Genomic DNA, 22,490 nt, shown 5'->3' with positions numbered 1-22,490 from the left:
ACGATGAAAAAACGGATTTACATCACACGCCGATTACCCGAGGAAGCAGTCGCACCATTACGTGAACAGTTCGATGTGCGAATGTGGGACTTGGAGGGAGAGAGTGTACCGCGGGACGTCTTATTAGAAGAGGTTGCATCGGTTCATGCACTTTGGACGATGCTCAGTGACACAATCGACGAAGAGGTGTTTGAACGGGCGACCGAGTTGGAGGTCATCTCAAACCTGGCTGTCGGGTATAACAACATTGATTTACAGGCGGCTCGAGAGCGGGGAATCATCGTCACCAATACCCCGGATGTTCTGACAGAGACGACGGCCGACCTCACCTTTGGACTCATGATGATGACAGCACGTCGGCTCGGAGAGGCAGAACGGGATTTACGAGCAGGTGAATGGAAATCCTGGCTACCGATGGGGTACGTCGGGATGGATGTACATCAAGCAACGCTTGGGATTATCGGGATGGGAAGAATCGGAGAAGCGGTCGCACGGCGTGCCCGCGGATTTGATATGAACGTTCTCTATCACAATCGCACGAGACGTCACGAGTCCGAGTCGATGTTCGGTTTTGTATATTCCGATTTGGACGGATTACTGGAAAAATCCGATTTCGTGGTGTTACTTGCACCGTTGACAGAGGAGACGCGAGGAATGATTGGCGCGGAACAGCTCGCCAAAATGAAAAAAACGGCGATTTTGATTAATGTCGCACGTGGGGAAATGGTCGATGAGCAAGCGCTGTATGAGGCACTAAAAGAAAACCGGATTTGGGCAGCCGGGTTGGATGTGTTTGCGAAAGAACCGATTGACTTGAATCATCCGTTGTTGACGCTTCCGAACGTCACGACGCTACCGCATATCGGCAGCGCGTCGATTCAAACACGTCTTGCGATGATGGCGATGAATCGAGAGGCGATTGCGAACGTGCTGGAAGGAAGAGAACCGAAAAATCGAGTTACCTAATAAAAATGCACCGGGTCAAGTTAGACCTGGTGCATCTTTATTAAAAGCGTCGTACGTTGTCCGGGTCCTCTACATCATTGCGGTAGGCTCTGTCATCCAACCCTCGAAGTTTCTTCTCTCGTTCATTCCGTGCTGTTTCTTCATCTAATTTTTCCTGCTCGGGGTCGACAGGACGATTCGGGTCAATCGGCTTCGACTCCTGATAGGGTTTTGAATCTACTTCCAACCCATCCGCTGTATGATGTCCCGGATGACTGGAGTCCTTGGACTTCGGTTCATTATTAGGTTCTCCATCAATTTCCACGTCACCTGTCGAATGACTTCCTGGATAGTCAGTACCCGTTGTTTTTGGCTTGTTAAAAGGTTCAGAATCAACCTCTAACCCGTCAGATGTTTGGGAGTCAACATAACTTCCGTCAGGATTGTAGTCTTGATAAGGTTTTGAATCGACAGCCAGGCCTTCATTATGACGATGTTCAAACTCTTCATCGACATAAATCAGGATTTTGCCGTTCTCGACATCTTCGTAATGTCGCTTGACCTCATCCTCGCTTAGTCCCATGCTTTTTAATCCGGCATGGACGTCCTCATGTCCACTCAAGAAGGCGCGAACTTTATCGAACCAATTCCCGTGGTAAGTGGCTTCGGTGTGCACATCGGTATCCCGTCGTAAAATAGAAACGTTGTCCTCGTGTTTGGTCACGACATAAATGTGTGAGTCGTGATAGCCTTTTGCCCGTAACTCTTCGATTTTCCCCATTGCGGCACTTTCTGTGTCATGCATACTAATAAATCGCTTCTCATTCATTACGAACATTCCTCCTTATATCGATCACGATGCTACGTTTTGAACCTTAAAGTTTCTCTAGTTGTGTAGCCTGTCCTCACTTGGATCCGTGTTCACACTCATTCCATTCCCCCTTTATCAAATGTGATGAAAACGAATCGTCACGCTATAAGTAATTTCCGTTATTGAATCGATTGAAACAAAAAACGCCATCTCCGAAAGGGAGAGGCGTCTTAATAATAGAGCTTGAGGGGTTCATCTCCGAGCGCACACCGTGTACTTTTCCATACGAATTCAATTAACGTCCACATTGCCATAAACCCACTGATTGCGAGCAGGATGAGCCCGTAAACCGGCGTCAATTGAATCACAAAGGACCATTGAAGTGCGTATAAAAGGGGATGAGTGCCCAGGACGAACAGCGTATAGACGGCAATGATGAGAAGTACAAATCCAATTCGCCGTCCGATTGTGTGGACGTGATGACGGAATCGACTCAGCCATCCGAAGACCGCACCTGTCAACAAGACGGGTAGCAGGAATCCTAAGTAGTCTACCGGGTATGTGGTCGTCGGGGCGCTGAACAATCGGCCACTGAATAAATCGTCCACCACGAGCAACAAATTTGCATAGGCGAACGCTAAAACCATACCAAGGAGCCAGCCGAATCGGTTCCAAATCGTGCGTGACGACTTCATCGCCTCAATCTTCGTATAGGCCAAAAATGCCACATCCCGAACTTCGATTTCCTGCAACGACAAATTGGCCTCATCGAGTTGATTGACCGCCCAATCGAATTCGCGATTCGCTTGCGTTTTCTCCTGTGCGTTCAAATCGTCTGATGCGTCGATGAGAACGTGATAACGGCGACGGTATTCTTCATTCGTTGTCGGTTGTTCGATTAAAAAACGCGCATATTCATTCGGGTCTTGGCTAAGAAGCCCCTCCAATGATTGTCCGCTCTTTTCAGCCTGTCTGATGTATCCGGCGAGTGCCAGTAGAAGGCGATCTGCTTCTGCCTCGTCATCGAGCAGTTCGATCAATCGTGTACGAACTTGGTTAAAAAACTGTTGTAAATGAGGGTCGTGAATCATTTTCGGTTCCAGAAGGAGTCCCCTCCTTTCGTTTTAGTTGTCATTCAAGCAGGAGGCTCGTCGTTATGAGATAGCTTGAGAGAATCAAAATCGCCTTGTTCAATACTACGGATTAAAATCTCGCTGCCTCCCATATTGGTCGAGAGCGGGATGGAGTAGACGTCACATAAGCGCATTAATGCACTCACATCAGGTTCATGGGGCTGAGCGGTCAATGGATCACGGAAAAAGATGATCATATCCATCTCGCCTCGAGCCACAGCCGCACCAATTTCCTGGTCGCCTCCTAAAGGACCGGAACGAAAACAATGGACGGGTAAACCGGTCGCATCCGCTATTTTTTTACCGGTCGTCCCGGTGGCGAACAATTGATGTTTCTCCAAAATGTGGACGTACGTCTTGATGAGAACAATCAAATCATCTTTCTTTTGGTCGTGCGCGATCAAAGCGATGTTCATTTCGATTCCTCCTAAAATGACGATTAGTGTATTCGTAACATATTTTAATCGGTTTGACACGATTTCTTTCTCTACTATCGTACCCGTTTCCTTGTAATCATAAAAATGAATTCGAACAATCGCGGACAAAAGGTGCCTTAGGTTTGATGGTTTTGAAATATAGGTATTTAACTTATAGACACTGTCACTGCATGATGCCAATAAAAAAATAAAGGAGGACAAGTGGATGAACAATACGACGTATAGTTGGGATGGTTTTATGTCGTGGTTGCCGGAACTTTTGCTAGCAATCGTTATTCTTGTAGTCGGTTATATTTTGGCAAAAGTTTTGGAGAACTTCACGCGAAAAGTAATGAAGAAAGCGCGACTGGATGAGCGCGCGGGGATTAAAAAGGAAGAAGGGAAAGGGACGAAGTGGACGCCTGAACGCATTATAGGAAAAGTCGTCTTCTTTGGCGTATTACTGCTCGCTTTCCTCATTATTTTTGAATTTATGAACGTTCCGGCAATCACGGAGCCGTTCAGTCAAATTTATGAAGGGTTCTCTGGTTTGATCATTGGTGTGATTAAAGCAGGTCTGATTTTGCTCGTAGCCTGGATTATCGCAACGTTACTGAAAAAAGGAATTCAGATGGCGGGTCACCGCTTGAATTTGAGCAAGTTAATGGAGAAGACGGGACAAGACTCAACAAGTGTGAATCAGACGAAATGGGTTGATACGGTCGCGAATATCGTCTTCTACCTCGTGTTATTGTTGGCACTTCCGGCTGTTTTGGATGCACTTGGACTTCGGGGCGTAAGTGGTCCTTTTGAGGACTTGTTGAACAGCTTCCTCGCATTTATTCCAAAACTTGTGGCGGCAGCCCTCATCTTTGCAATCGGGTATGTCGTAGCGAAAATCGTTCGGGATATTTTAACGAAATTCCTGGAAGCAGCCGGGCTGAATCAACTGGCTGAGAAGTTTCATTTAGCAGATTACGTGAAAGGGTCGAGCCTGGCAAAAGCGATTGGAACGATCGTCTTTATTTTGATCATGATTCCGGTCACCATTTCAGCGCTCGAAGCACTTGATATTCGAGGGATTTCAGAGCCGGCGATTGCGATGCTGAACGATGTCTTGGCGATGATACCAAACATTCTGGTCGCGATTGTCTTGATCTTAGTCGGGGTGTTTGTAGCGAAATGGCTAAAAGGTGTGGTCGTGTCGCTACTTGAAAACCTTGGTATCAATTCACTTGCACACAAAATGGGCTTCGGGGAGCGGGCTTCTTCGATGTCGATTGCACAAGTGATTGGTGTAATCGTTCAAGTCATCGTCATCCTGTTGTTCGTCTCAGAAGCGCTTCAAGTCGCGAATCTTGATTTCATGGCGTCACTTGCGACAGCCATCTTCGCGTACTTGCCGATGGTCATCGCGGCCATCCTCATCCTGGCGGTCGGCTTCTGGCTTGCCAACATGGCAGAACGCCTTGTCGGAAGCGTTCTCGTGGATGGTGCTGGACAACCGAGTATCCTCCGATACGTCGCAAAATATGCCATCCTAGGTCTCGCATTCTTCATGGCAATCAGCCAACTTGGTGTGGCACCGATGATTGTAAATACGGCGTTCCTTCTTATTCTTGGGGCTGTGGCGCTTGCCTTCGGTCTCGCCTTCGGACTCGGAGGTCGTGAAACAGCCGCTCGTTACTTGAAAAAAGCGGAGGAGCGGATCGATCAGACGGAAGTCTCGAAAGAGGGACTTGAGCAAGAGAAGCAACAAATGAATCGAGAAGCAGAAGCTGCGAAACGTCAGGCCAAACAAGGCGTTGAACAATCGAAGCAGGATGCTGAACAAGCAAAACAAGACATGAAACAGTCTGGACATGATTCGAATGTGGAAGGACCGGAGCCAAACCCGTTCCACGAAAACATTACACCGGATCCGGACAACCGTTCGATGGATGATTCAGACGATTCCTCACGACGATAAAAGGTTGAATAAAAACGGGTTTCCTATACGGAAATCCGTTTTTATTAAGGCTTGATCTGGAATGGTCGATATTAAAAGTAAGACGAAAGGTCATCGAAGGTCGGGAGTGAGTATATGTTTCAGCAATTCCAGCGTACGCTTGTTATCAATTATATTGTAGGATCCACACTTGCTGTATTTGGCGTAGGTGGTGTTTTTATTTTCCAGACGCTCAATTTATCGCAACGGGAAGTGATTTCGCTATTTGGAATCATGTTATGTTCAGGTATGGTGATGATTACTGCCGAATTAATCATGTATCGTCACCATGTACGTCCAATTCACCTTGCATTTCTTGAAAGCAAGCCATCAAATCAAACTTTACAAAGAGCATACGATCAAGCAAGTCGATTTCCGATTCTGACCGTGAGACGAATTCTTGGTCCCCACTTGTTAGGGTTGTCTGTTCCTGCTATCAGTTTGACAGTCCTGTTTATTCAAAACGGCTGGCTCGATCTTTCGTACCGTCTCATCGGACTCGCATCTATTGGTGCGGTTATGATTGCGATTTTACATGCGTTGATTGAATTCTTTTTGACGGTACGTTCAGTCGAACCGCTAATGATCCATTTACAAAAAATGAAGTCATCCTCACCCCAACAAACCATGCACCCCACTTATCAATCGCTAAGTGTCCGGACAAAGTTATTGATTAGCCTGTTAATTACAGGAGTCTTTCCCGTCATGCTTTTCATGTTGGCGTCCAGTGTACAACTTTCTTCGGTTAGTCAAACAGACGACTATTGGAAATGGGCACTTGTGATTTTAATCGTGATTGTCGGCATTGCGGTTTTTTGTAGCTTCTTGCTGTATGACAACATCAAACGTCCGATCGGGATATTGTCCGAGGGAGTATCCCGAATCGATTCCGGACAATTACAGACAATCGACAACCCTTATTCCGACGAGTTTTCTCAACTGATTCATGGGTTCAATCAAATGGTGCAGAATGTAAACGAGAGAGAGCGTGAGAACGAGGCGTTATTAAACAGTTTATTTATTCTCTTTGCCGCGACATTGGATGCACGTGATTCTTACACAGCAGGTCACTCTGAGCGGGTAGCGACATATTCTACTGAACTGGCTCGTGCATTAAATCTTCCTGAGGCTAGCATTGAGCTGTTAAACAAATCAGCACTTCTACATGACATTGGAAAGATTGGTGTTCGTGATGACGTATTGCTGAAAGAAGGAAAATTGACGGACGCCGAATTTTCGCAGATTCAAGAGCACCCAACGATTGGAGTAAATATCTTAAATCAAGTCACGCTCCCACAGTCCTTACAACCGATCTTAGAAGGGGTCCGATCACATCATGAACGAATTGACGGAAAAGGATACCCGGATGGTCTAATCAAAGAGGACATCCCCTTGTTCGGAAGAATTATGGCGATTGCGGATGCATACGATGCGATGACATCCGATCGACCGTATCGTAAAGGGATGCCGATGGAAAAAGCATTAGCGATTTTAGAAAGTGGTCGTGGTACACAGTGGGATGCAGATTTTGTTGATGTGTTTGTACAATTGCGCCGTGACGCAATCTCTGCATAGCGAATAATATAAGTTTAATGTGTCATCAGTCTCTTTAAATGGGTATAAAAATACCGTTAAGGAGGACATCTTTATGAGTAGAGCTGAAGAATTTATTGCATCTTATCATCGGATTGAGGATTATTTGAGCCGTGAAATGGGGGACGGTCAGCATTTTAGTTTTAGTAATATGGTGAATCGATTATCCAAACATAATCCGATCATTGAGCGGTACAAAGAAGATTTACATCAGATGAGTCAACTGCGAAATGCCATTGTGCATGAACGCCGGGAGCCGGACTTCATTATCGCAGAACCCCACGAATCGATTGTGAAATTGATTTTGGAGATTGAAAAGGAATTATTGCATCCTCGTCTCGTGATTCCCTTATTTCAAAAATCCGTAACGACATTTCAGTCGGAAGACTTTTTGACCGACGTCTTACGCGAAATCCGGGATAACAACTATTCTCAATTTCCTGTTTATCACGCAGATGGAACGTGGCGTGGACTGCTCACAAAAAAAGGAGTGACCAGTTGGCTCGCCGAAACGGTCGACGGCACCAACTTATCACTCAAAGGTGTGCGTGTGAAACACGTGTTGCATTACGACCCACATATTCATCGGTATCGCTTTATCCATAAGCAGGCAACGGTTATTGAGGCGCAGCATCATTTCACCCACATGAAAGAAGGGACACGCTATGATGCGATTCTCATCACCGAATCAGGCGACCCGAATGAACCGTTACTCGGCATCATCCGGCCACAGGATGTGTTATACGCGCTCGCTTGAAGCGGCGTGCTCGATGGCGACCTCATATTGAGTAACTGTATTTCCCAAGACGATGGGCTTCACTTCTGAAGTGCCGTCGTCTCTTTTTTTATGGGCATGCTTATAGGCATTACTCTCGCGCCAGTTTTCGAAACTCCCGGCATCGCGCCAAGTTGTCATGATGATGACGCGGTCAATCGCCTCGTTAGTGGTGTCCGTCAGTACTTGCATTCGAATGAAACCATCCATTGACTCAATGCCTTTTGTTGTCTCGAAGCGTGCCGTGACGGCGCTCGCTTTCCCTTTTTCAACATCTAATTGGTTCATTACAATCCACATGAAATTGATCCCCTTTCCCGCATGTAGTACGACACTATTATAACGTTGCTCGAAAGAAATTTAGAAAAGGGTGCTCGATCAACTAGCGTTTACGCCACCATTCTTCGAGTGTCCAGTTCTGTTGTTTCATCAATGTGGCTTCTTTCACCCCAACATAGCGAAGATGCCATGGTTCGTAATTGTAGCCCGTGATTCGTTCTTTTCCTTTTGGATAGCGGAGGATAAAGCCATAGCGATGAGCATTTTGAAGCATCCATTTCCCTTCGGGTGATTGGTCGAACGATTCATAAAGACCGAGACGCATCCGGCGACTCGTCATATCGACGGCTAGACCCGTCTGATGCTCGCTATGCCCCGGGATTGCGACATATTTTGAGGCGTAAGACGTTCCGCGGGCACTGACCCAGTAGTTATAGATTGATTTTTGCGTCGAATAGGACCGATAGGCACTCAGCGCATATAGAGTATGCCCTTGTTTCCGCCCGGCATAATACAGCTTGGCCAATGCGTATGCTGCCTCGGCGGTCATGAGTGTCTTTTCACTTCCTTTTTGATAGACCGTAGGAATGGTTAACGTCGTGAGCTGAGGGGAACGATAAGTAGACGGGAGGCCATGCTGTTTGTTGACGAGACGCAATCGTTCAGAAGAAGTCATTTTCGGAATGCCCGCTTTTAAATTGACAGAAGGTGTGAAATAACGCGTGCTCCCGATATACACATTCGACCAGCTTCGGTTGTAAGGCACATATCGGACGGGGACGTTCGTCCGCAATGTTTTGGCGACAGGAGATGATTGCATGGCGCGCCAGTACAATTTTGTGGTTTTTACGGTGTATCCGTTCTTGAGAGTGGGCGATGCGGCATCAGCAGGTACGGTACTGAGAACAAGCAAACAGACGAGCAGTATTCGTAGCATCTTCATGGACAGAACCCCCTGTTATAAATCAATTCATTACTCCTTCCCCGCTTTAAGGAAAACTTACACGAAAATCAACCTCTCGTTCTTAGGAGGATACGACCGGGGGCTGATGTATCGATTGCTGAGACGCGATAAAATAAACGTAAGGAATCATTGAACGTAGAGAGGAGTGAGCGTATGGAAGCCATTATCGGATTACCTCTGTTGTTGCTCGTCCTATTCCTGGCCTTTTTGTACTTTAACATCAAAGGTCTGTCGAATATGTGGAAGGATTATAATCGGACAAATTCCATGATTCCGCTTGGATTTTTCATTGTCGGGATCATCGGGATTTTTACGGGCGTTTGGACGTGGCTCGTCATTTTGATTTACTATGTGATTCGTCCTCGAGAATAAACACCAGGTGCTACGGCACATGGTGTTTTTGCTATACTAGGGACGAGGTGTTGATATGGAAAAGTTGATGAAAGCTTGGTTTATCGTCGCACTCATCACGTTTATTTTGTTTAAGCTAGGTGAGGTGATGACGACGACCTATGATGGAACGGCGAGTGAGGGGAATTTGTATTGGGTGGTGCTGATCCTCGGCTGGCCCTTCATCCTGCTGTTTATATGGATTACGATTCGTTTGACGAGAACGGTGGTGGCTTCTGTCCATCCGTTAGGGAAAATTGGACTTTTGCTCGGTCTCATCCTCATGGCAATGATATCCTGGACGACCAACTTGACGCAGGCGGAATCGTTACGCGCTGCAATTCGTTCTTCAGAACATGCTCGTTTTTCTGAAGGCTGGAACCAGTTCACGAACATCATCTACATGAATCAATTAACATTCTTCTTACTGACTGTGAGTTGCATGGTGATTGGGGTTATGTGGTCTTACTTACCGAAAAAAGAGCGAACAGAATAACGTTCGCTCTTTTTCTGTTCAGAGAGTGGGGATCAGCTCCCCAAAGTAAACGAGCAACAACAGAATCAACACAATAACGATAAATCCCCAGTCCATGATTCGTTTCCTCATTTTAGTCCCCCGGTTTCGCATAAGATGTGATTAGTATAGAATGGTTTATTCGCCAGACGGATAACAAAAATGAACCAGCTAATATAAAGGATTTCCCCTTCAAAAACGTGTTCACGTGTTTAAGTGATGCGGAAACGGGAACACTAGAGGCGTGAATGATTTACTGAAGGAGGAATTCAATATGGCGAAACATGTACTCATCGTCACGACATCAGCGAACCAGTTAGCGAATGGTCATGAAACGGGACTTTGGTTAGAAGAGTTTGCGGTGCCTTATCTCTTGTTTGAGAAAGAAGGATACAAAGTCACCGTCGCGAGTATCGAGGGTGGAGACGTGCCAATCGATGCGAACAGTTTGGAAGGCGACTTATCAGAAGAAGTATTGAACACCAAACATCTTCTAAAAGACACGGCTCGTCTCGAGCAGGTGGCGGATGGAGACTATGATGCGGTCTTCTTACCTGGCGGGCACGGAACAGTCGTCGATTTCCCGGGAAATGAGACGCTGCAGCAAGTGGTTCGAAACGTTTATGAGAAAGGGAACGTCGTCGGTGCCGTTTGCCATGGTCCGATCGGTCTTGTCAACGTGAAGTTGAGCAATGATGAGCCGCTTGTCAAAGACAAGCGTGTCACTGGATTCACGGACGCGGAGGAAAAAGAGATGCAACTCGATTCAGCCGTGCCATTCTTACTCGAAACCGCGCTCCGCAACCAAGGCGGACAGTTTAAAGAAGCGGATAACTGGTCTGTGAATGTGGCGGTCGACGGTCGTTTGGTGACAGGACAAAATCCACAATCATCTGAGGAAGTAGGGAAAGAACTAGTAAAACTACTCGGATAATGCTAAGAGACAACTTTGCCATGTGCGAAGTTGTCTCTTTTTGGACATATGTCCTTTTCAGTCTTTTCTACTTCTCGTACAGTCAGACGAAGAGAAGAGAGGGGATTTGAATGGGAATTATCTTTGCTGTGTTATCCGGAACGTTCATCGCGCTACAAGGAATCTTTAACGCAAAGCTCGGTTATGCAGTGGGTCCGTGGCTGTCTGTGACGATTGTTCACTTTGTCGGACTCATTTTGGCGCTGGCGATTTATTTCTTTAAACGAGATGCAGATTTAGGAGCCTTCCGTCGTGTACCTTGGTACTATAGTTTAGGTGGCTTGTTCGGCGTATTCGTTGTGTTTGGTGAATTGACCGCCATTCAACAGCTCGGCGTAACATGGGCGATCTGTATCTTACTTGTTGCGCAGTTGATTGGTGCCTTTTTGATTGATGTGAATGGGTGGTTGGGTGTGAAACGAAAACCGGTGAACGCAGGACAGGTCATGGGACTCGCCTTGATGGTCATCGGAATCGGAATTTATACATTTGCGTGAAGAATGAGGGGGTGGCCGGTATAGAAACATTGAAACGACTGAAGTGGGATCATTTATTTTCGAAGGAGACGCTTGAGGCCTCATCGGTTGTCACGTATACATCCGGAACGATGTTGTGCTCCAATGACCAGACAATCACCTCGCTGTTCGTTGTCTTGGAAGGCCGTGTGAAAATCTATACATTGAGCGAGGAAGGAAAACTTCGATTGCTTCGGTTGAAGGCGGCTCCGACATTGATTGGTGACATCGAGTACGCGAGTGGACGAAATGTGTTGCATACGGTGGAAGCGGTTGGGACGGTGACGTGTTTGAAGATTCCGTTTGAGGCGCTTCGCCGTTACAATCGTACCGTGGATTTTACGGAGCATCTGTTAAAAGGGGTCTCCGAAAAATTGTTTATCGAAGCGAATGCCTCCTCCAATCATTTGATGTCCACGCTTGAGGAAAGACTTGCCGGTTATTTGATTTCGCTCAGTGAGTCCGGGAATGAGCTGTTTCAAGCTGAAATGAGTCAGTTGAAACGGAAAGAAGTTGCCGAGTGGCTCGGTACGAGCTATCGTCATTTGAATCGAACGTTACAAGCGTTCGTCGAGGAAGGCTTAGTGCAGCGTACACGAAAAGAAGTCGTGATTATCGATAGCGAAAAATTAAAAGAACGTGCAAATGGCATGTTTTATGAATGAGAGGGATTGCGAATGATGTTTGGAATCATATGCTCTGCAGTTGCGGGGGCGTTTATTAGCGTGCAGGCGGCGGTCAATGCCAAAATGAATACGCATTTAGGTGCGTGGGCGACGACGGTTCTCGTCTTTATTGTCGGTTTGGCCGGTTCGCTTGTACCGCTCGCTTTATTTGGTGGAAACTTGAGTGGAGTAAGCGATCTTTCTCCAATTTATCTGTTCGGCGGACTGCTTGGTGTCGGCGTCGTGTACTGCGTCATGCGAAGTATTCAACTGTTGGGTCCGACGTTATCCGTTTCCATCATCCTGGTATCACAATTAGTGTGGGCTCTTCTTGTTGACTTGTACGGTGCGTTCGGGATGCCTCAGATTACATTATCTTCAGGACAGGTGATTGGCATGATTGTCTTGTTGACGGGTGTCGTGGTGTTCAAACAATCCCAAGGGACCGCTTTAAAAAATCAAGCCGCGACAGAAGCCACTTCGATTTGAGTGGCTATTTTTGTAGGGAAACGGGTACAGATGAGTAATGATTTTTTGGTAAAATGAAGTGATCTGGTTTTAAAAGTTAACTGAGGTGATGAAAAAAGTGGGTTCTTCCATAGTGATTGATTTGTTGATTGTTTTGTTATTGATTGTGTTGAACGGAATTTTTGCGATGACAGAAATTGCGCTCATCTCATCAAAACCGGCAAAACTTGAGGTCGAAGCGAATCGTGGCAAGCGAAGTGCGAAAATCGCCTTGCACTATTCAAAAGACCCGACAGATTTGTTATCGACCGTGCAAGTCGGGATCACGTTAATTGGGATTATTAACGGTGCTTACGGGGGTGCCCGTTTCTCGGCGCCGCTGGCAACTGGATTTGAACAACTCGGAATGAGTGCACAATATGCGGGGACTGTGGCGTATGTCGTGGTCGTCACCATCATCACTTATTTGTCGTTGATTATCGGGGAGTTGGTACCAAAGCGAATCGCACTCGTTGCACCGGAACGCATGACGATGGCCATCATTCCTGCGCTTGACGTCTTTAGTAAGGTGATGCGCCCGTTCATATGGATCTTATCGAAATCCACCCTGTTCCTGTTCAAACTGCTTGGGTTGAAAGCAGAACAGACAAGCGGTGAGACAGAACTGGAAATTAAGCAACTACTTTTTGAAGGGGCGCAACAAGGTCAGTTTGCTCACGAGGAAGTGCAGCAAGTCGAACGCGTTTTTGCCTTCCATGATCAATTGATTTATGAGCTCATGCAACCGCGGACGACGTTGGAGTGGGTTGATTTAGAAGATGACATGGATGAAATCAAAAAAGCGATTTATGAAAGCAAACATAACAAGCTTCCGGTCGGGCGTGATTCGCTCGATGACTTCGTCGGGTATATCGATGTTCGCGACATCTTAACGCTATCTGCGTTGCGTGAACCGTCGCAAATATTAAAGCGAATCAAACAACCGCTCATCGTCCCGAAACAACGCGAGGCGAGTCAAGTGCTTCAAATGATGCAAAAAAACGGTGTTGAAATCGCGTTTGTGCTCGATGAGTACGGTGGTTTCCTTGGGATGGTCACATTGTTCGATATTCTAGAGGAAATCGTCGGAGAGGTCATGATTGAGGAAGATACACCTGAGGTCGTCCGTCGGGAGGACGGATCGTATCTGGCCGATGGCTTACTCGGCATTGAGGATTTGAAGCGAACGTTTGGGATTCGGGACGACCGATTTGAAGAAGGACGTAATTCTTATCATACGTTAGCCGGACTTGTCATCTACGCGCTCGGCGATTTCCCGAAACGAGGAGATATCATCGAGGCATACGGATTGCGTTTTGAAGTTGTGGATATGGATGGAAAGCGCGTCGACCAGGTTCTGATCTCAAAATTGAATGAACCGGAAGAAGAGGACTGATTTGTCAGTCCTCTTTTTCATGCGCCGTCCAAGTCGACCGGAGGGCACCGAGTAAAATTTGAGCGGTGTGGAGCATGGAACGTTCATCGATGTCGAAGCGGGGATGATGATGAGGAAAGACGGCTGCACATTCCGGATTTCCTGCACCGGTGAAAAAGAAGCAACCCGGTACGTGTTGTAAGTAATACGCGAAATCTTCGCCGACCATGAGCGGCGCCAAATCAACCACGCCGTCTGCCCCGATCACGTTACTGGCGACCCGGCGAATCAGTTCGGTTTCAGTCGGGTGATTGACGACAGCCGGGTATCCTCGTATATATTCGAGTTCATACGTGGCATCACTCGCATCACAAGTGGCTGCGATGACGCGCTCCATTTCTTTGATGATGCGCTCCTGTGTATGGGTCGTGAAGGTACGTACGGTACCAGACAGTCTGGCTTCCTCGGCAATGACGTTGAATGCTTGTCCGGAAGAGAACGTTCCAATTGTTAAGACGGCTGGTTCAAGAGGGTCGGTCCGGCGACTGATGATTTGTTGGAGTTGCCCGGCTACATTGACTGCGACCATGAGCGCGTCGACCGTATGTTGAGGTATCGCACCGTGTCCGCCCTTTCCGCGAATGATTAGCTCGAACCGATCTGAGGCCGCCATGATGGGGCCATGTTTCACACCAACTGTACCGAAAGGAAGAGGCGTCCATAAATGGGCACCGAACACATAATCCACCCCATCAAGACAGCCATCCTCAATCATCGGTTTGGCACCCCCGGGGGCTAATTCTTCGGCGAATTGATGAATGAGCACGACATCTCCCGGCAAGTCGGTTTCGGTCAGTACTTTGGCGAGGACGAGCAACATGGCGGTATGTCCATCATGCCCACACGCATGCATGACCCCATTTACTTTTGAGCGATACGGGACATCCTTCACGTCTTGGATGGGAAGCGCATCAAAATCAGCACGTAATGCGATGGTCGGCCCGTCTCCACCGCGAATTCTCCCTACGACACCATTTCCGCCTACCTTCTCACGGACCTCAATCCCGAGTTCGCGCAAATAGCGGGCAATCATTTTTGGGGTCTCCACTTCCTGAAACGACACTTCCGGATATTGATGAAAATGCCGTCTCAGCGAAACCATCTCACTGTATAGCTCGGTCAGTCTGGATTCAAGATGTGTGGTGAACATAAAGTACACTCCAATCGACATGTGATGTATAACTGCAATCTTCTCCCTAACCGTCCTTCTATTCCTTTCCCGTAAATTCCCGGGGAAGCATGTTTTTTCATGTATTTTCAAAAGTTAAGCTTATCGTATACGAGGAACGGGAATTAATACAGGAGAAAATCATGAAATGAGGTGTCACCATGGGGTGGATTATTGCAATTGTGGTCGTTGTGGTTCTTGTACTCATTTATTTCTCGATGTACAACGGACTCGTCAAGTATCGGAATTGGGTGGATGAAGCGTGGGCGCAAATCGATGTACAATTGAAGCGTCGTTACGATTTGATTCCGAACTTGGTCGAAACGGTGAAAGGATATGCCAAACACGAACAAGAGACGTTGGCGAAAGTGGTCGAGCTCCGGAATCAACTCGGAGAAAAATCAAACCGTCAGGAACAGATGGCGGTCAACGACCAGCTGAGTGGCGCGCTTAAAAACTTATTCGCCCTGCGGGAAGCCTACCCGGATTTGAAGGCGAACGAAAACTTTAAAATGCTGCAAGAAGAATTGACGCAAACCGAGAATAAAGTGGCCTACTCGCGTCAGCTCTATAATAATACCGTCATGAAATACAATACAAAAATCGAGTCGGTGCCAACGAATATCATCGCATCGATGCATCATTTTGAGAAACGCGACATGCTTGAGGCGCGTGCGGAAGAGCGCGAGAACGTTCGCGTATCGTTTTGATGAAACGAGGTGGCGCCAATGCTCCTCTATGAACAAATTCGAAAGAATAAAGTGAAGACGGTGTTCATCGTCACCGGATTCGTTTTATTCGTCCTGCTAGTCGGGGCGGCAATTTCTTATGTGAACTATGGGGATGCTATACCAGGGCTTATTTTCACGCCGGTTTTTTCCTTGTTCTATGTTGGAATCGTCATCATGTCGAGCACGAATATCGTTATGAAGATGAATCGGGCCCAAGAAATTACGTCGGTCGACCAGCAACGGTTCCTCTGGCATACCGTTGAGAACATGGCAATGGTCGCACGTGTACCGATGCCTCGTATTTTTATCATCAACGATCCGTCCCCGAATGCCTTTGCGACGGGATTGAAACCCGAAAAGGCAGCCGTGGCCGTGACGACCGGTTTACTGGAACGGTTGTCGCGTGAAGAAATCGAAGGTGTGATTGCCCACGAGGTCTCCCATATTAAAAATTATGATGTTCGACTCTCTACCGTCACACTTGCACTCGTATCGGTTATCGCCATCATGAGTGATATCGGATCGAGGATGTTATTTTTCAGAAGCATCGGCGGAAAGCGTGATCAAAATCAAAATCCTATTTTTATGATTGTCGGTTTGGTGCTGCTCATCCTGGCTCCTTTGATTGCCATGCTCATCAACATGGCGATTTCACGGAATCGTGAATTTTTAGCGGATGCGAGTGGGGCGGAGTTGACGCGGAATCCGGACGCGCTCGCTTCGGCGCTTGAGAAAATCGCAAACGTCGAGACGCCGGTCAAACAAGCATCTGGAGCATCGGCTCCGCTATATTTCTCCGATCCGTTAAAGAAAAAAGTGAGCGGACTGTTCTCGACGCACCCTGATCCTGTCGAACGAATTTCAAGACTACGCCAAATGTAAAAGAGCTGACCACGGGATGGTCAGCTTTTTCTTTACTACTTCATTCGATTTTACAAACACTATGCGTCCAAATGAAAAGCCGCCTCATAGGATATGGGGCGGCTATTGACGTTTATCCGGCACGGTGACTCCGGATTTTTTCAATCTCATCGAGAACGAATTGAACGTTCGTTCCGACAATCACTTGAATGTGGTTTGGACTGACTACTTTCACGCCAGGAACACCGGATTGTTTGATCCGGTCCTGGTTGACCGTGTCCATGTCTTTTACATCGACTCGAAGACGCGTGATGCATGATTCGATGCCCGTGACGTTTTGGTCACCGCCGAGTCCTTCGTAAATCATGGCGGCCATCGCAGAATATTCTCCGCCTGAAGCGACCGGTGCTGTTGGCGTACGTCCTTCGGTCGGCTCACTTGATACCGCATCGACAACTTCTTCCGGCTCACGACCTGGTGTTGCCAAGTTGAGTTTTACAATCATGAAGCGGAAGATTGCGTAATAAATTGCTCCGAAGACGAGGCCTTGAACGAGTAACATATACGGTTGATTCGCAAGTGGTAAGCGCGAGCTGAGAACAAAGTCGACGAGGCCGGCACTGAATCCGAATCCGGCCGTCCATTGAAACGTCGCTGCAATAAAGAGTGAAATCCCTGTGAGTGCAGCGTGAACCAAGTAAAGGACTGGTGCGAGGAACATGAACGAGAACTCAAGCGGCTCGGTTACCCCAGTGAAGAATGAGGCAAATGCTGCAGCGAGAAGAAGTGAGGCAGCCTGTTTTTTACGTTTTGTTTTAGCCGTGTGATACATCGCAAGTGCGGCTGCCGGGAGACCGAACATCATGATTGGGAAGAATCCGGCCTGATACATACCTGTAACACCTTTTTCACCTTCACCGGACCAGAAGTTCCCGATATCATTGATTCCCGCCACATCAAACCAAAATACAGAGTTGAGGGCGTGATGAAGACCGGTTGGAATTAAAAGTCGGTTAAAGAATCCGTACAATCCTGCACCGAATGCCCCGAGTTTAGAAATCGATTCTCCGAATCCGACGAGTCCGGTATAAACGACCGGCCAGATGAAGTAGAGTGCGACGGAAACGAGGATCATCGAGAATGCAGTCATGATTGGGACGAGTCGTTTTCCGCTAAAGAAGGCAAGCGCGTCCGGAAGTTTGACATGACTGAATCGATTGTACATTTGTGCGGCGACGAGCCCGGAAATAATCCCGACGAACGCATTGGCGATTTTCCCGAAGGCTGGGTTCACGGCTTCCACGTCGACCCCTTGGAATAGAGCGACCGTGCCCGCTGAAAGTAACGTCGTGACCGTTAAGAAGGCGACGAGCCCGCTGAGAGCGGCTGAGCCGTCGCGGTTTTTTGCCATTCCAAGAGCGACCCCGACTGCGAAGAGAATCGGAATGTTGTCGATAATCGCGGCCCCTGCTTTAATCAAAAATGCGGCGGCGATGTTTTCGGATCCCCAACCGACCGGGTCAATCCAGTACCCGATTCCCATGAGAATCGCAGCAGCAGGAAGTACCGCAACCGGTAACATGAGCGAGCGTCCGAGGCGTTGTAAGAAATTCATCATGATTGATTTCCTCCTTTTCGATGGTGCTGATCTTGTAAACGTTGAATATGAAGTGTGATATACCCGAGTTCTGACTCCGGTAGTATGATGTGATAAGTCTCTTCCATTTCTTTTGCGACACGATACGCACAAGCATAGGCTGACGAAAACTTCGTTTGAATCATCTCCAGCATGTCTTCGTCAATCGTATGATGGTCATAATGATTGACCCGATCCATGACGAACCGTAAATGTGTCAATAAACGCTGGTAGGATAAGTCATCTTCTTCAATCGACACTTGAAGTTGTCTTGAAATGGATTGGATCATGTCGCGTACGATTGTTGTCTGTTTGACGGTCTTTCGTAAATCACCCCCTTTCACTTTCATCGTATGGATGTGCAGCGCGATGAACGCCGCCTCATCTTTTGGCATGTGTACGTTTAATTTCTCGCCAATCTGTTCAATCGCCCATAACCCAATTTCATACTCGTTCCGGTATAAAATTTTAATCTCACTCAATAACTTGTTGCGTAACGAGATGCCTTCCATTTCCCGCTCGATTGCAAATGAAATATGATCGGTGAGTACAAGGTGGATGTGTTCATTGAACGTCGTCTCGAGCCGTTTCTCCGCATACGAGATAATTTCCTCAGAAATGGTGAAATGTTCGACTGGGATCCGGCTCAACAATTGTTGGAATTTGTCATTCTCCGGCATGATGAACAGTTTTTCGATTTTGAGCGGATTGACGATGTCATTTTTAGACTTCTTAAATGCGACTCCAGGTCCCATCGCAATCTTTTCTTCTCCGTCGTCTGAGACGATGACGGCGTTGTTATTTAAAATTTTTTTGATTTTAATCATACGTCCTCCTTATTTGGAGTCATTCTTCCGCTCGGGCGATTAAGGTGTCTCCTGGTATGGCTGCTTTACTCGTGTGGAAAGTGTAATGATGAGAGAGTGTCTTCTCATTGGTGACGACCATTGGCGTGACCGAGTCTTTCCCAGCCTGATGAATAGATTCTAAATCTGCTGTCATCAAGGCTTGACCGGTTGAGACCTCATCGCCCGCTTTCACATGTAATGTGAACGGACGACCTTCGAGTTCGACCGTGTCTAAACCGATGTGAATCAAGATTTCAGCTCCTGCCTCAGAACGAATGCCAATCGCATGTTTTGAAGGGGCGATTTGAATGACCGTTCCATTGCATGGAGCCACCACCCGACCGTTTGTCGGCAAAATGGCGATTCCGTTTCCCATCATCTTTTCATTGAAGACGGGATCGGGTACGTCTTCGAGCGGAATGACGTCTCCTTCCATAGGTGAGTGTAGTGTCAGAGATGGCTGTTTCAACAACTTATTCCATAACATGATTCGTTCATCCTTTCGGCAAAAATATGATTGTGGGAAAACAAAAACAGGCATGGAGTATAGACCGGTGCTCGCACCTGTGGTCTTACCCCATGCCTGATCGAATCAGTCACATGTGATCAATATTCGCTTCTACTTCAACATATCATGAGGGCATAGGAGATACAAGACTTTTTTTGAAAGCGCTATCCATTCGTTTTACAGAATGAAGGATTTGATGTATAGTGGAGTCGAATCTAAGTGAGAAAGGTGTTGCATGTTGATGAGTGAGGTTGTATCTGCCTAACGAACTGAAAAATGTCGGATGACATGTCTTTTTGTCATGCCGTCATGTTCTGTTACAGATACCGCCCATCAAAAACTGCCAGACACCGGTCTGTCTTTTTGCGTTGGTCGTCATCGGCCGACGCTTTTTGTTTGCGCGGTATCTCGATTCTAATTTTGAGGAGAGACACATATGAACGAACAAACATTTGAAAAATTACAATACAACGAACTCATGTCACACGTCGAACGCTTTTGCATCAGTGGTTTTGGAAGAAGATTGTTACGCCAGCAGCGACCGACAAGTCATCTAAGCACCGTCAACAAGCGTCAACAGGAGACGACAGAAGCCCGAACGATACTGGATGCGACGTCGCACGTTCCCTTCATTGGGGTATCGGACATGGAACCGATTATCGGGAAGCTACAGCGGGGGATGCAACTGGAAGCAGACGAACTGGAGGCGGTGGCCGAGTTCTTTCGAGGAACCCGTAAATTGAAACGTTTCATGATGGAACAAGCATTTTTCGCCCCGCTTTTATCGACCTATGCCAATGAAATCGGAGAGTGGCGCTCGCTCGAAGAGGACATCACACAAGCGATTCGCGCGGGTCGGGTCGTCGACGAGGCATCAAAAGAACTCAAGCGAATTCGTAAACAGATTGATATTCTGGAAGGTCGAATCGAAGAACGTTTGAACAAGTTTTTGAAAAGTGCCGCCAACCGTGAAATGATTCAGGATGGATTTGTGACGAAAAAACAGGATCGCTTTACCATTCCGATTAAAGCCTCATACAAACACAAAGTCGCAGGCACAATCGTCGATACATCGAGCCGGGGGACGACGGTTTTTGTTGAACCGGAAGCCATCTCAAAGCTGAACGCCGAGCTCGTTATTAAACGGACCGAGGAAGCGGTGGAAGTCTATCAGGTGCTCGCGACATTGACGGGGGCTGTGACGGAAACCCTCTCTGATTTGGAATCGACGCTTGACGTGATTGCCCAATATGACATGGTGTTCGCGAAAGCAAAATATAGTCAAACGATCGACGGAATTTCTCCGAAAGTGAATACAGTCGGTCGCATTCATTTGAAACAAGTGCGACACCCTCTCTTGCAGTCGGCTGTACCGCTCGACTTCACCATCGGCGAATCGTATCGAGGATTGATTATCACCGGACCTAACGCAGGCGGGAAGACGGTCGTTTTGAAAACGATTGGACTGCTCAGCCTGATGACGATGAGCGGCCTTCACATTCCCGGGCATCCGGATACGGTTATTTCAACATTTGAAGAAGTGTTCGTCGATATCGGTGACAATCAAGATATGGAATCGGCGCTCAGCACATTCTCTGCGCATATGCATAACGTGGCCGCGATCATGCAAAAAGCAGGGAAGCGCTCATTACTGATTTTTGATGAAATCGGGAGTGGTACAGAACCGAATGAAGGCGCAGCACTCGCCATCGCCATTTTAGAGGCGGCTTATCAGAACGGTTCGATTGTCATTGCCTCGACGCACTACGGTGAAATCAAAGCTTACTCGGAATCGCATCCGGACTTCATGAATGCAGCGATGCAGTTTGACCCGGAGACACTGGAGCCTAGATACCGGTTGTTGATGGGACAATCAGGAGATAGTAACGCCTTATTCATCGCGAAAAAGATGAAGTTACCGGAAGCCATACTCAAGCAGGCATCCCGGTATATGCGAGAAAAAGAATATGATTTGACGCGTCTCGATTCATCGAAGGTGATGAAAGAGGCGACGAGTACGCCACTTGAACCGGAGCAACAGTTCCACAAAGGAGACCGGGTCAGATTATTAGAAACCGATCAGATTGGATTAGTGTATTCATTTGATGCATCACGTCGCCATGTTACCGTCTTTGTTGAGAAGCAGTTGGTCGAAGTCCCGTCTCGGCGTGTCCGTCTAGAAGCGCGCGCCACCGAATTGTATCCGGCTGATTATGATTTGGAGACGTTATTCACGACGTACCAGGAACGAAAAGAAGCACACGATTTTGCTCGCGGTTCGAAAAAAGCGCTTCGTCGCGTTGAAAAAGAGATCCGTCAACGGCAAAATCGGGAGAAAGGTGGGCAATCATGAAGATTCGTTTAGAGAAAGTAGAAGATCACGAAGCAATCGATGTGTTACTGCGTCAGGCGTTCACAGGAAATGAGAACGAGCTGGTCATGAAAATCCGTGCTTCTTCGGATTGGATCCCAGAGTTGACCTTTGTGGCAGAAACGGAGGGCAAAGTGGTCGGTCATATCATGGCATCCCGATGTGTGCTTGATGATATCCCGATGATTGCGCTCGCGCCACTCGCCGTCTTACCTGCCTATCAGTCGCAGGGAATCGGGCATCTTCTTGTGGATGAGATGATTGAACAGGCAAAGCACCGTGTGGAACCGGGAATTATTGTATTGGGTCATCCAGCCTACTATGCGAAATTCGGTTTTGAAGTAGCAAGTCAATATGGGGTTGCTGCCCCTTTTGACTGTCCGGAAGAAGCTTATCGTGTCAAATGGACGGGTAAAACAAGATTATCTGGAGTAGTAAGCTATAACTCGGCTTTTGATTGAGCCG

At 47.3% G+C, this 22,490-nt stretch carries 24 protein-coding genes; 15 read left to right on the top strand and 9 right to left on the bottom strand.

Annotated features, from left to right (window positions below):
- Positions 1–3 precede the first annotated feature (3 nt).
- Positions 4–966 carry a 2-hydroxyacid dehydrogenase gene (locus KNP03_RS09615; protein WP_214828784.1) on the top strand — a complete coding sequence of 321 codons (963 nt, stop codon included), beginning with the start codon at positions 4–6 and terminating at the stop codon, positions 964–966.
- A gap of 40 nt (positions 967–1,006) precedes the next feature.
- On the opposite strand, the gene KNP03_RS09610 is transcribed toward KNP03_RS09615, so the two are convergent.
- The 3 genes from KNP03_RS09610 to mgsA form a co-directional block, all read right to left on the bottom strand.
- Positions 1,007–1,774 carry a YflT domain-containing protein gene (locus KNP03_RS09610; protein WP_214828782.1) on the bottom strand — a complete coding sequence of 256 codons (768 nt, stop codon included), beginning with the start codon at positions 1,772–1,774 and terminating at the stop codon, positions 1,007–1,009.
- A 212-nt stretch (positions 1,775–1,986) separates the two neighbouring features.
- Positions 1,987–2,847: a hypothetical protein gene (locus KNP03_RS09605; RefSeq protein ID WP_214828780.1), complete on the bottom strand. Its 861-nt coding sequence runs from the start codon at positions 2,845–2,847 to the stop codon at positions 1,987–1,989.
- Between the two features lie 44 nt (positions 2,848–2,891).
- On the bottom strand, positions 2,892–3,305 hold the full coding sequence (gene mgsA / locus KNP03_RS09600) for a methylglyoxal synthase (RefSeq protein ID WP_214828778.1): 414 nt from the start codon (positions 3,303–3,305) through the stop codon (positions 2,892–2,894).
- Positions 3,306–3,531: 226 nt separating this feature from the next.
- Between mgsA and KNP03_RS09595 the strand changes: the two genes are divergently transcribed.
- The 3 genes from KNP03_RS09595 (at position 3,532) to KNP03_RS09585 (ending at position 7,642) form a co-directional block, all read left to right on the top strand.
- The gene (locus KNP03_RS09595) at positions 3,532–5,274 is read left to right on the top strand and encodes a mechanosensitive ion channel (protein ID WP_214828776.1); all 1,743 of its coding nucleotides are present in this window, start codon (positions 3,532–3,534) and stop codon (positions 5,272–5,274) included.
- Positions 5,275–5,388: 114 nt separating this feature from the next.
- Entirely contained in the window at positions 5,389–6,867 is a 1,479-nt protein-coding gene (locus KNP03_RS09590; RefSeq protein WP_214828774.1) for an HD-GYP domain-containing protein, read from the top strand.
- A 73-nt stretch (positions 6,868–6,940) separates the two neighbouring features.
- Positions 6,941–7,642 (top strand): CBS domain-containing protein, encoded by a 702-nt coding sequence (locus tag KNP03_RS09585; RefSeq protein ID WP_214828772.1) that lies wholly within the window; start codon positions 6,941–6,943, stop codon positions 7,640–7,642.
- Here the strand turns inward: KNP03_RS09585 and KNP03_RS09580 are convergent.
- Together KNP03_RS09580 and KNP03_RS09575 are read right to left on the bottom strand one after the other, a co-directional pair.
- Positions 7,625–7,960 carry an antibiotic biosynthesis monooxygenase gene (locus tag KNP03_RS09580; RefSeq protein WP_214828770.1) on the bottom strand — a complete coding sequence of 112 codons (336 nt, stop codon included), beginning with the start codon at positions 7,958–7,960 and terminating at the stop codon, positions 7,625–7,627. The genes KNP03_RS09585 and KNP03_RS09580 overlap by 18 nt on opposite strands.
- An 82-nt stretch (positions 7,961–8,042) precedes the next feature.
- Positions 8,043–8,882, bottom strand: a complete 840-nt coding sequence (locus KNP03_RS09575) for a M15 family metallopeptidase (protein ID WP_214828767.1) — start codon at positions 8,880–8,882, stop codon at positions 8,043–8,045.
- 174 nt (positions 8,883–9,056) lie between these two features.
- On the opposite strand from KNP03_RS09575, the gene KNP03_RS09570 reads away from it, so the two are divergent.
- The 7 genes from KNP03_RS09570 to KNP03_RS09540 all read left to right on the top strand — a co-directional run bounded on the left by KNP03_RS09570 (position 9,057) and on the right by KNP03_RS09540 (position 13,863).
- Positions 9,057–9,275: a hypothetical protein gene (locus KNP03_RS09570; protein WP_214828764.1), complete on the top strand. Its 219-nt coding sequence runs from the start codon at positions 9,057–9,059 to the stop codon at positions 9,273–9,275.
- A gap of 55 nt (positions 9,276–9,330) precedes the next feature.
- Complete coding sequence (locus KNP03_RS09565) at positions 9,331–9,789, top strand: hypothetical protein (protein ID WP_214828761.1); 459 nt, start codon at positions 9,331–9,333, stop codon at positions 9,787–9,789.
- Between the two features lie 292 nt (positions 9,790–10,081).
- Complete coding sequence (locus KNP03_RS09560) at positions 10,082–10,741, top strand: type 1 glutamine amidotransferase domain-containing protein (RefSeq protein ID WP_214828758.1); 660 nt, start codon at positions 10,082–10,084, stop codon at positions 10,739–10,741.
- 110 nt (positions 10,742–10,851) lie between these two features.
- Positions 10,852–11,277 (top strand): DMT family transporter, encoded by a 426-nt coding sequence (locus KNP03_RS09555; RefSeq protein WP_214828754.1) that lies wholly within the window; start codon positions 10,852–10,854, stop codon positions 11,275–11,277.
- Between the two features lie 11 nt (positions 11,278–11,288).
- Positions 11,289–11,960, top strand: coding sequence for a Crp/Fnr family transcriptional regulator (locus tag KNP03_RS09550; protein ID WP_214828751.1), 672 nt, complete (start codon positions 11,289–11,291; stop codon positions 11,958–11,960).
- Between the two features lie 12 nt (positions 11,961–11,972).
- Complete coding sequence (locus KNP03_RS09545) at positions 11,973–12,449, top strand: DMT family transporter (RefSeq protein WP_214828748.1); 477 nt, start codon at positions 11,973–11,975, stop codon at positions 12,447–12,449.
- Positions 12,450–12,537: 88 nt separating this feature from the next.
- On the top strand, positions 12,538–13,863 hold the full coding sequence (locus KNP03_RS09540) for a hemolysin family protein (RefSeq protein ID WP_214828966.1): 1,326 nt from the start codon (positions 12,538–12,540) through the stop codon (positions 13,861–13,863).
- A 4-nt stretch (positions 13,864–13,867) separates the two neighbouring features.
- Here the strand turns inward: KNP03_RS09540 and KNP03_RS09535 are convergent, their stop codons facing one another.
- Positions 13,868–15,052: an amidohydrolase gene (locus tag KNP03_RS09535; RefSeq protein WP_214828745.1), complete on the bottom strand. Its 1,185-nt coding sequence runs from the start codon at positions 15,050–15,052 to the stop codon at positions 13,868–13,870.
- A gap of 179 nt (positions 15,053–15,231) precedes the next feature.
- Here KNP03_RS09535 and KNP03_RS09530 point away from each other — a divergent pair, with 179 nt between their 5' ends.
- Positions 15,232–15,780 (top strand): LemA family protein, encoded by a 549-nt coding sequence (locus KNP03_RS09530; RefSeq protein ID WP_214828742.1) that lies wholly within the window; start codon positions 15,232–15,234, stop codon positions 15,778–15,780.
- An 18-nt stretch (positions 15,781–15,798) separates the two neighbouring features.
- A complete protein-coding gene (gene htpX, locus KNP03_RS09525) occupies positions 15,799–16,683 on the top strand; it encodes a zinc metalloprotease HtpX (RefSeq protein ID WP_214828739.1) in 885 nt (294 codons plus the stop codon).
- 112 nt (positions 16,684–16,795) lie between these two features.
- Here the strand turns inward: htpX and nagE are convergent, their stop codons facing one another.
- Genes nagE through KNP03_RS09510 form a run of 3 tightly spaced genes read right to left on the bottom strand, consistent with a single transcriptional unit; the run spans position 16,796 to position 19,633 of the window.
- A complete protein-coding gene (nagE, locus tag KNP03_RS09520) occupies positions 16,796–18,280 on the bottom strand; it encodes an N-acetylglucosamine-specific PTS transporter subunit IIBC (protein WP_214828736.1) in 1,485 nt (494 codons plus the stop codon).
- Entirely contained in the window at positions 18,277–19,125 is an 849-nt protein-coding gene (locus tag KNP03_RS09515; RefSeq protein ID WP_240544554.1) for a PRD domain-containing protein, read from the bottom strand. The genes nagE and KNP03_RS09515 overlap by 4 nt, the downstream gene beginning before the upstream one ends.
- 19 nt (positions 19,126–19,144) lie before the next feature.
- Positions 19,145–19,633 (bottom strand): PTS sugar transporter subunit IIA, encoded by a 489-nt coding sequence (locus KNP03_RS09510; RefSeq protein ID WP_214828733.1) that lies wholly within the window; start codon positions 19,631–19,633, stop codon positions 19,145–19,147.
- Positions 19,634–20,090: 457 nt separating this feature from the next.
- Here KNP03_RS09510 and KNP03_RS09505 point away from each other — a divergent pair, with 457 nt between their 5' ends.
- Together KNP03_RS09505 and KNP03_RS09500 are read left to right on the top strand one after the other, a co-directional pair.
- The gene (locus KNP03_RS09505) at positions 20,091–22,007 is read left to right on the top strand and encodes an endonuclease MutS2 (protein ID WP_214828730.1); all 1,917 of its coding nucleotides are present in this window, start codon (positions 20,091–20,093) and stop codon (positions 22,005–22,007) included.
- A complete protein-coding gene (locus tag KNP03_RS09500) occupies positions 22,004–22,486 on the top strand; it encodes a GNAT family N-acetyltransferase (protein WP_214828727.1) in 483 nt (160 codons plus the stop codon). Before KNP03_RS09505 ends, KNP03_RS09500 begins: the two co-directional genes overlap by 4 nt.
- Positions 22,487–22,490: the final 4 nt, after the last annotated feature.

This window comes from Exiguobacterium algae (assembly GCF_018617875.1).
In the GTDB taxonomy this organism is placed as follows: domain Bacteria; phylum Bacillota; class Bacilli; order Exiguobacteriales; family Exiguobacteriaceae; genus Exiguobacterium; species Exiguobacterium algae.
Note: the sequence above shows the minus strand (reverse complement) of the source record. Positions and strands in the feature narration are given on the sequence as shown.

Bases quoted from the DNA above. Each gene is read 5' to 3' on its own strand.
- KNP03_RS09615 (WP_214828784.1), top strand. From the start codon at position 4: ATGAAAAAACGGATTTACATCACACGCCGATTACCCGAGGAAGCAGTC.
- KNP03_RS09610 (WP_214828782.1), bottom strand. From the start codon at position 1,774: ATGAATGAGAAGCGATTTATTAGTATGCATGACACAGAAAGTGCCGCA.
- KNP03_RS09605 (WP_214828780.1), bottom strand. From the start codon at position 2,847: ATGATTCACGACCCTCATTTACAACAGTTTTTTAACCAAGTTCGTACA.
- mgsA (WP_214828778.1), bottom strand. From the start codon at position 3,305: ATGAACATCGCTTTGATCGCGCACGACCAAAAGAAAGATGATTTGATT.
- KNP03_RS09595 (WP_214828776.1), top strand. From the start codon at position 3,532: ATGAACAATACGACGTATAGTTGGGATGGTTTTATGTCGTGGTTGCCG.
- KNP03_RS09590 (WP_214828774.1), top strand. From the start codon at position 5,389: ATGTTTCAGCAATTCCAGCGTACGCTTGTTATCAATTATATTGTAGGA.
- KNP03_RS09585 (WP_214828772.1), top strand. From the start codon at position 6,941: ATGAGTAGAGCTGAAGAATTTATTGCATCTTATCATCGGATTGAGGAT.
- KNP03_RS09580 (WP_214828770.1), bottom strand. From the start codon at position 7,960: ATGTGGATTGTAATGAACCAATTAGATGTTGAAAAAGGGAAAGCGAGC.
- KNP03_RS09575 (WP_214828767.1), bottom strand. From the start codon at position 8,882: ATGAAGATGCTACGAATACTGCTCGTCTGTTTGCTTGTTCTCAGTACC.
- KNP03_RS09570 (WP_214828764.1), top strand. From the start codon at position 9,057: ATGGAAGCCATTATCGGATTACCTCTGTTGTTGCTCGTCCTATTCCTG.
- KNP03_RS09565 (WP_214828761.1), top strand. From the start codon at position 9,331: ATGGAAAAGTTGATGAAAGCTTGGTTTATCGTCGCACTCATCACGTTT.
- KNP03_RS09560 (WP_214828758.1), top strand. From the start codon at position 10,082: ATGGCGAAACATGTACTCATCGTCACGACATCAGCGAACCAGTTAGCG.
- KNP03_RS09555 (WP_214828754.1), top strand. From the start codon at position 10,852: ATGGGAATTATCTTTGCTGTGTTATCCGGAACGTTCATCGCGCTACAA.
- KNP03_RS09545 (WP_214828748.1), top strand. From the start codon at position 11,973: ATGATGTTTGGAATCATATGCTCTGCAGTTGCGGGGGCGTTTATTAGC.
- KNP03_RS09540 (WP_214828966.1), top strand. From the start codon at position 12,538: ATGAAAAAAGTGGGTTCTTCCATAGTGATTGATTTGTTGATTGTTTTG.
- KNP03_RS09535 (WP_214828745.1), bottom strand. From the start codon at position 15,052: ATGTTCACCACACATCTTGAATCCAGACTGACCGAGCTATACAGTGAG.
- KNP03_RS09530 (WP_214828742.1), top strand. From the start codon at position 15,232: ATGGGGTGGATTATTGCAATTGTGGTCGTTGTGGTTCTTGTACTCATT.
- htpX (WP_214828739.1), top strand. From the start codon at position 15,799: ATGCTCCTCTATGAACAAATTCGAAAGAATAAAGTGAAGACGGTGTTC.
- nagE (WP_214828736.1), bottom strand. From the start codon at position 18,280: ATGATGAATTTCTTACAACGCCTCGGACGCTCGCTCATGTTACCGGTT.
- KNP03_RS09515 (WP_240544554.1), bottom strand. From the start codon at position 19,125: ATGATTAAAATCAAAAAAATTTTAAATAACAACGCCGTCATCGTCTCA.
- KNP03_RS09510 (WP_214828733.1), bottom strand. From the start codon at position 19,633: ATGTTATGGAATAAGTTGTTGAAACAGCCATCTCTGACACTACACTCA.
- KNP03_RS09505 (WP_214828730.1), top strand. From the start codon at position 20,091: ATGAACGAACAAACATTTGAAAAATTACAATACAACGAACTCATGTCA.
- KNP03_RS09500 (WP_214828727.1), top strand. From the start codon at position 22,004: ATGAAGATTCGTTTAGAGAAAGTAGAAGATCACGAAGCAATCGATGTG.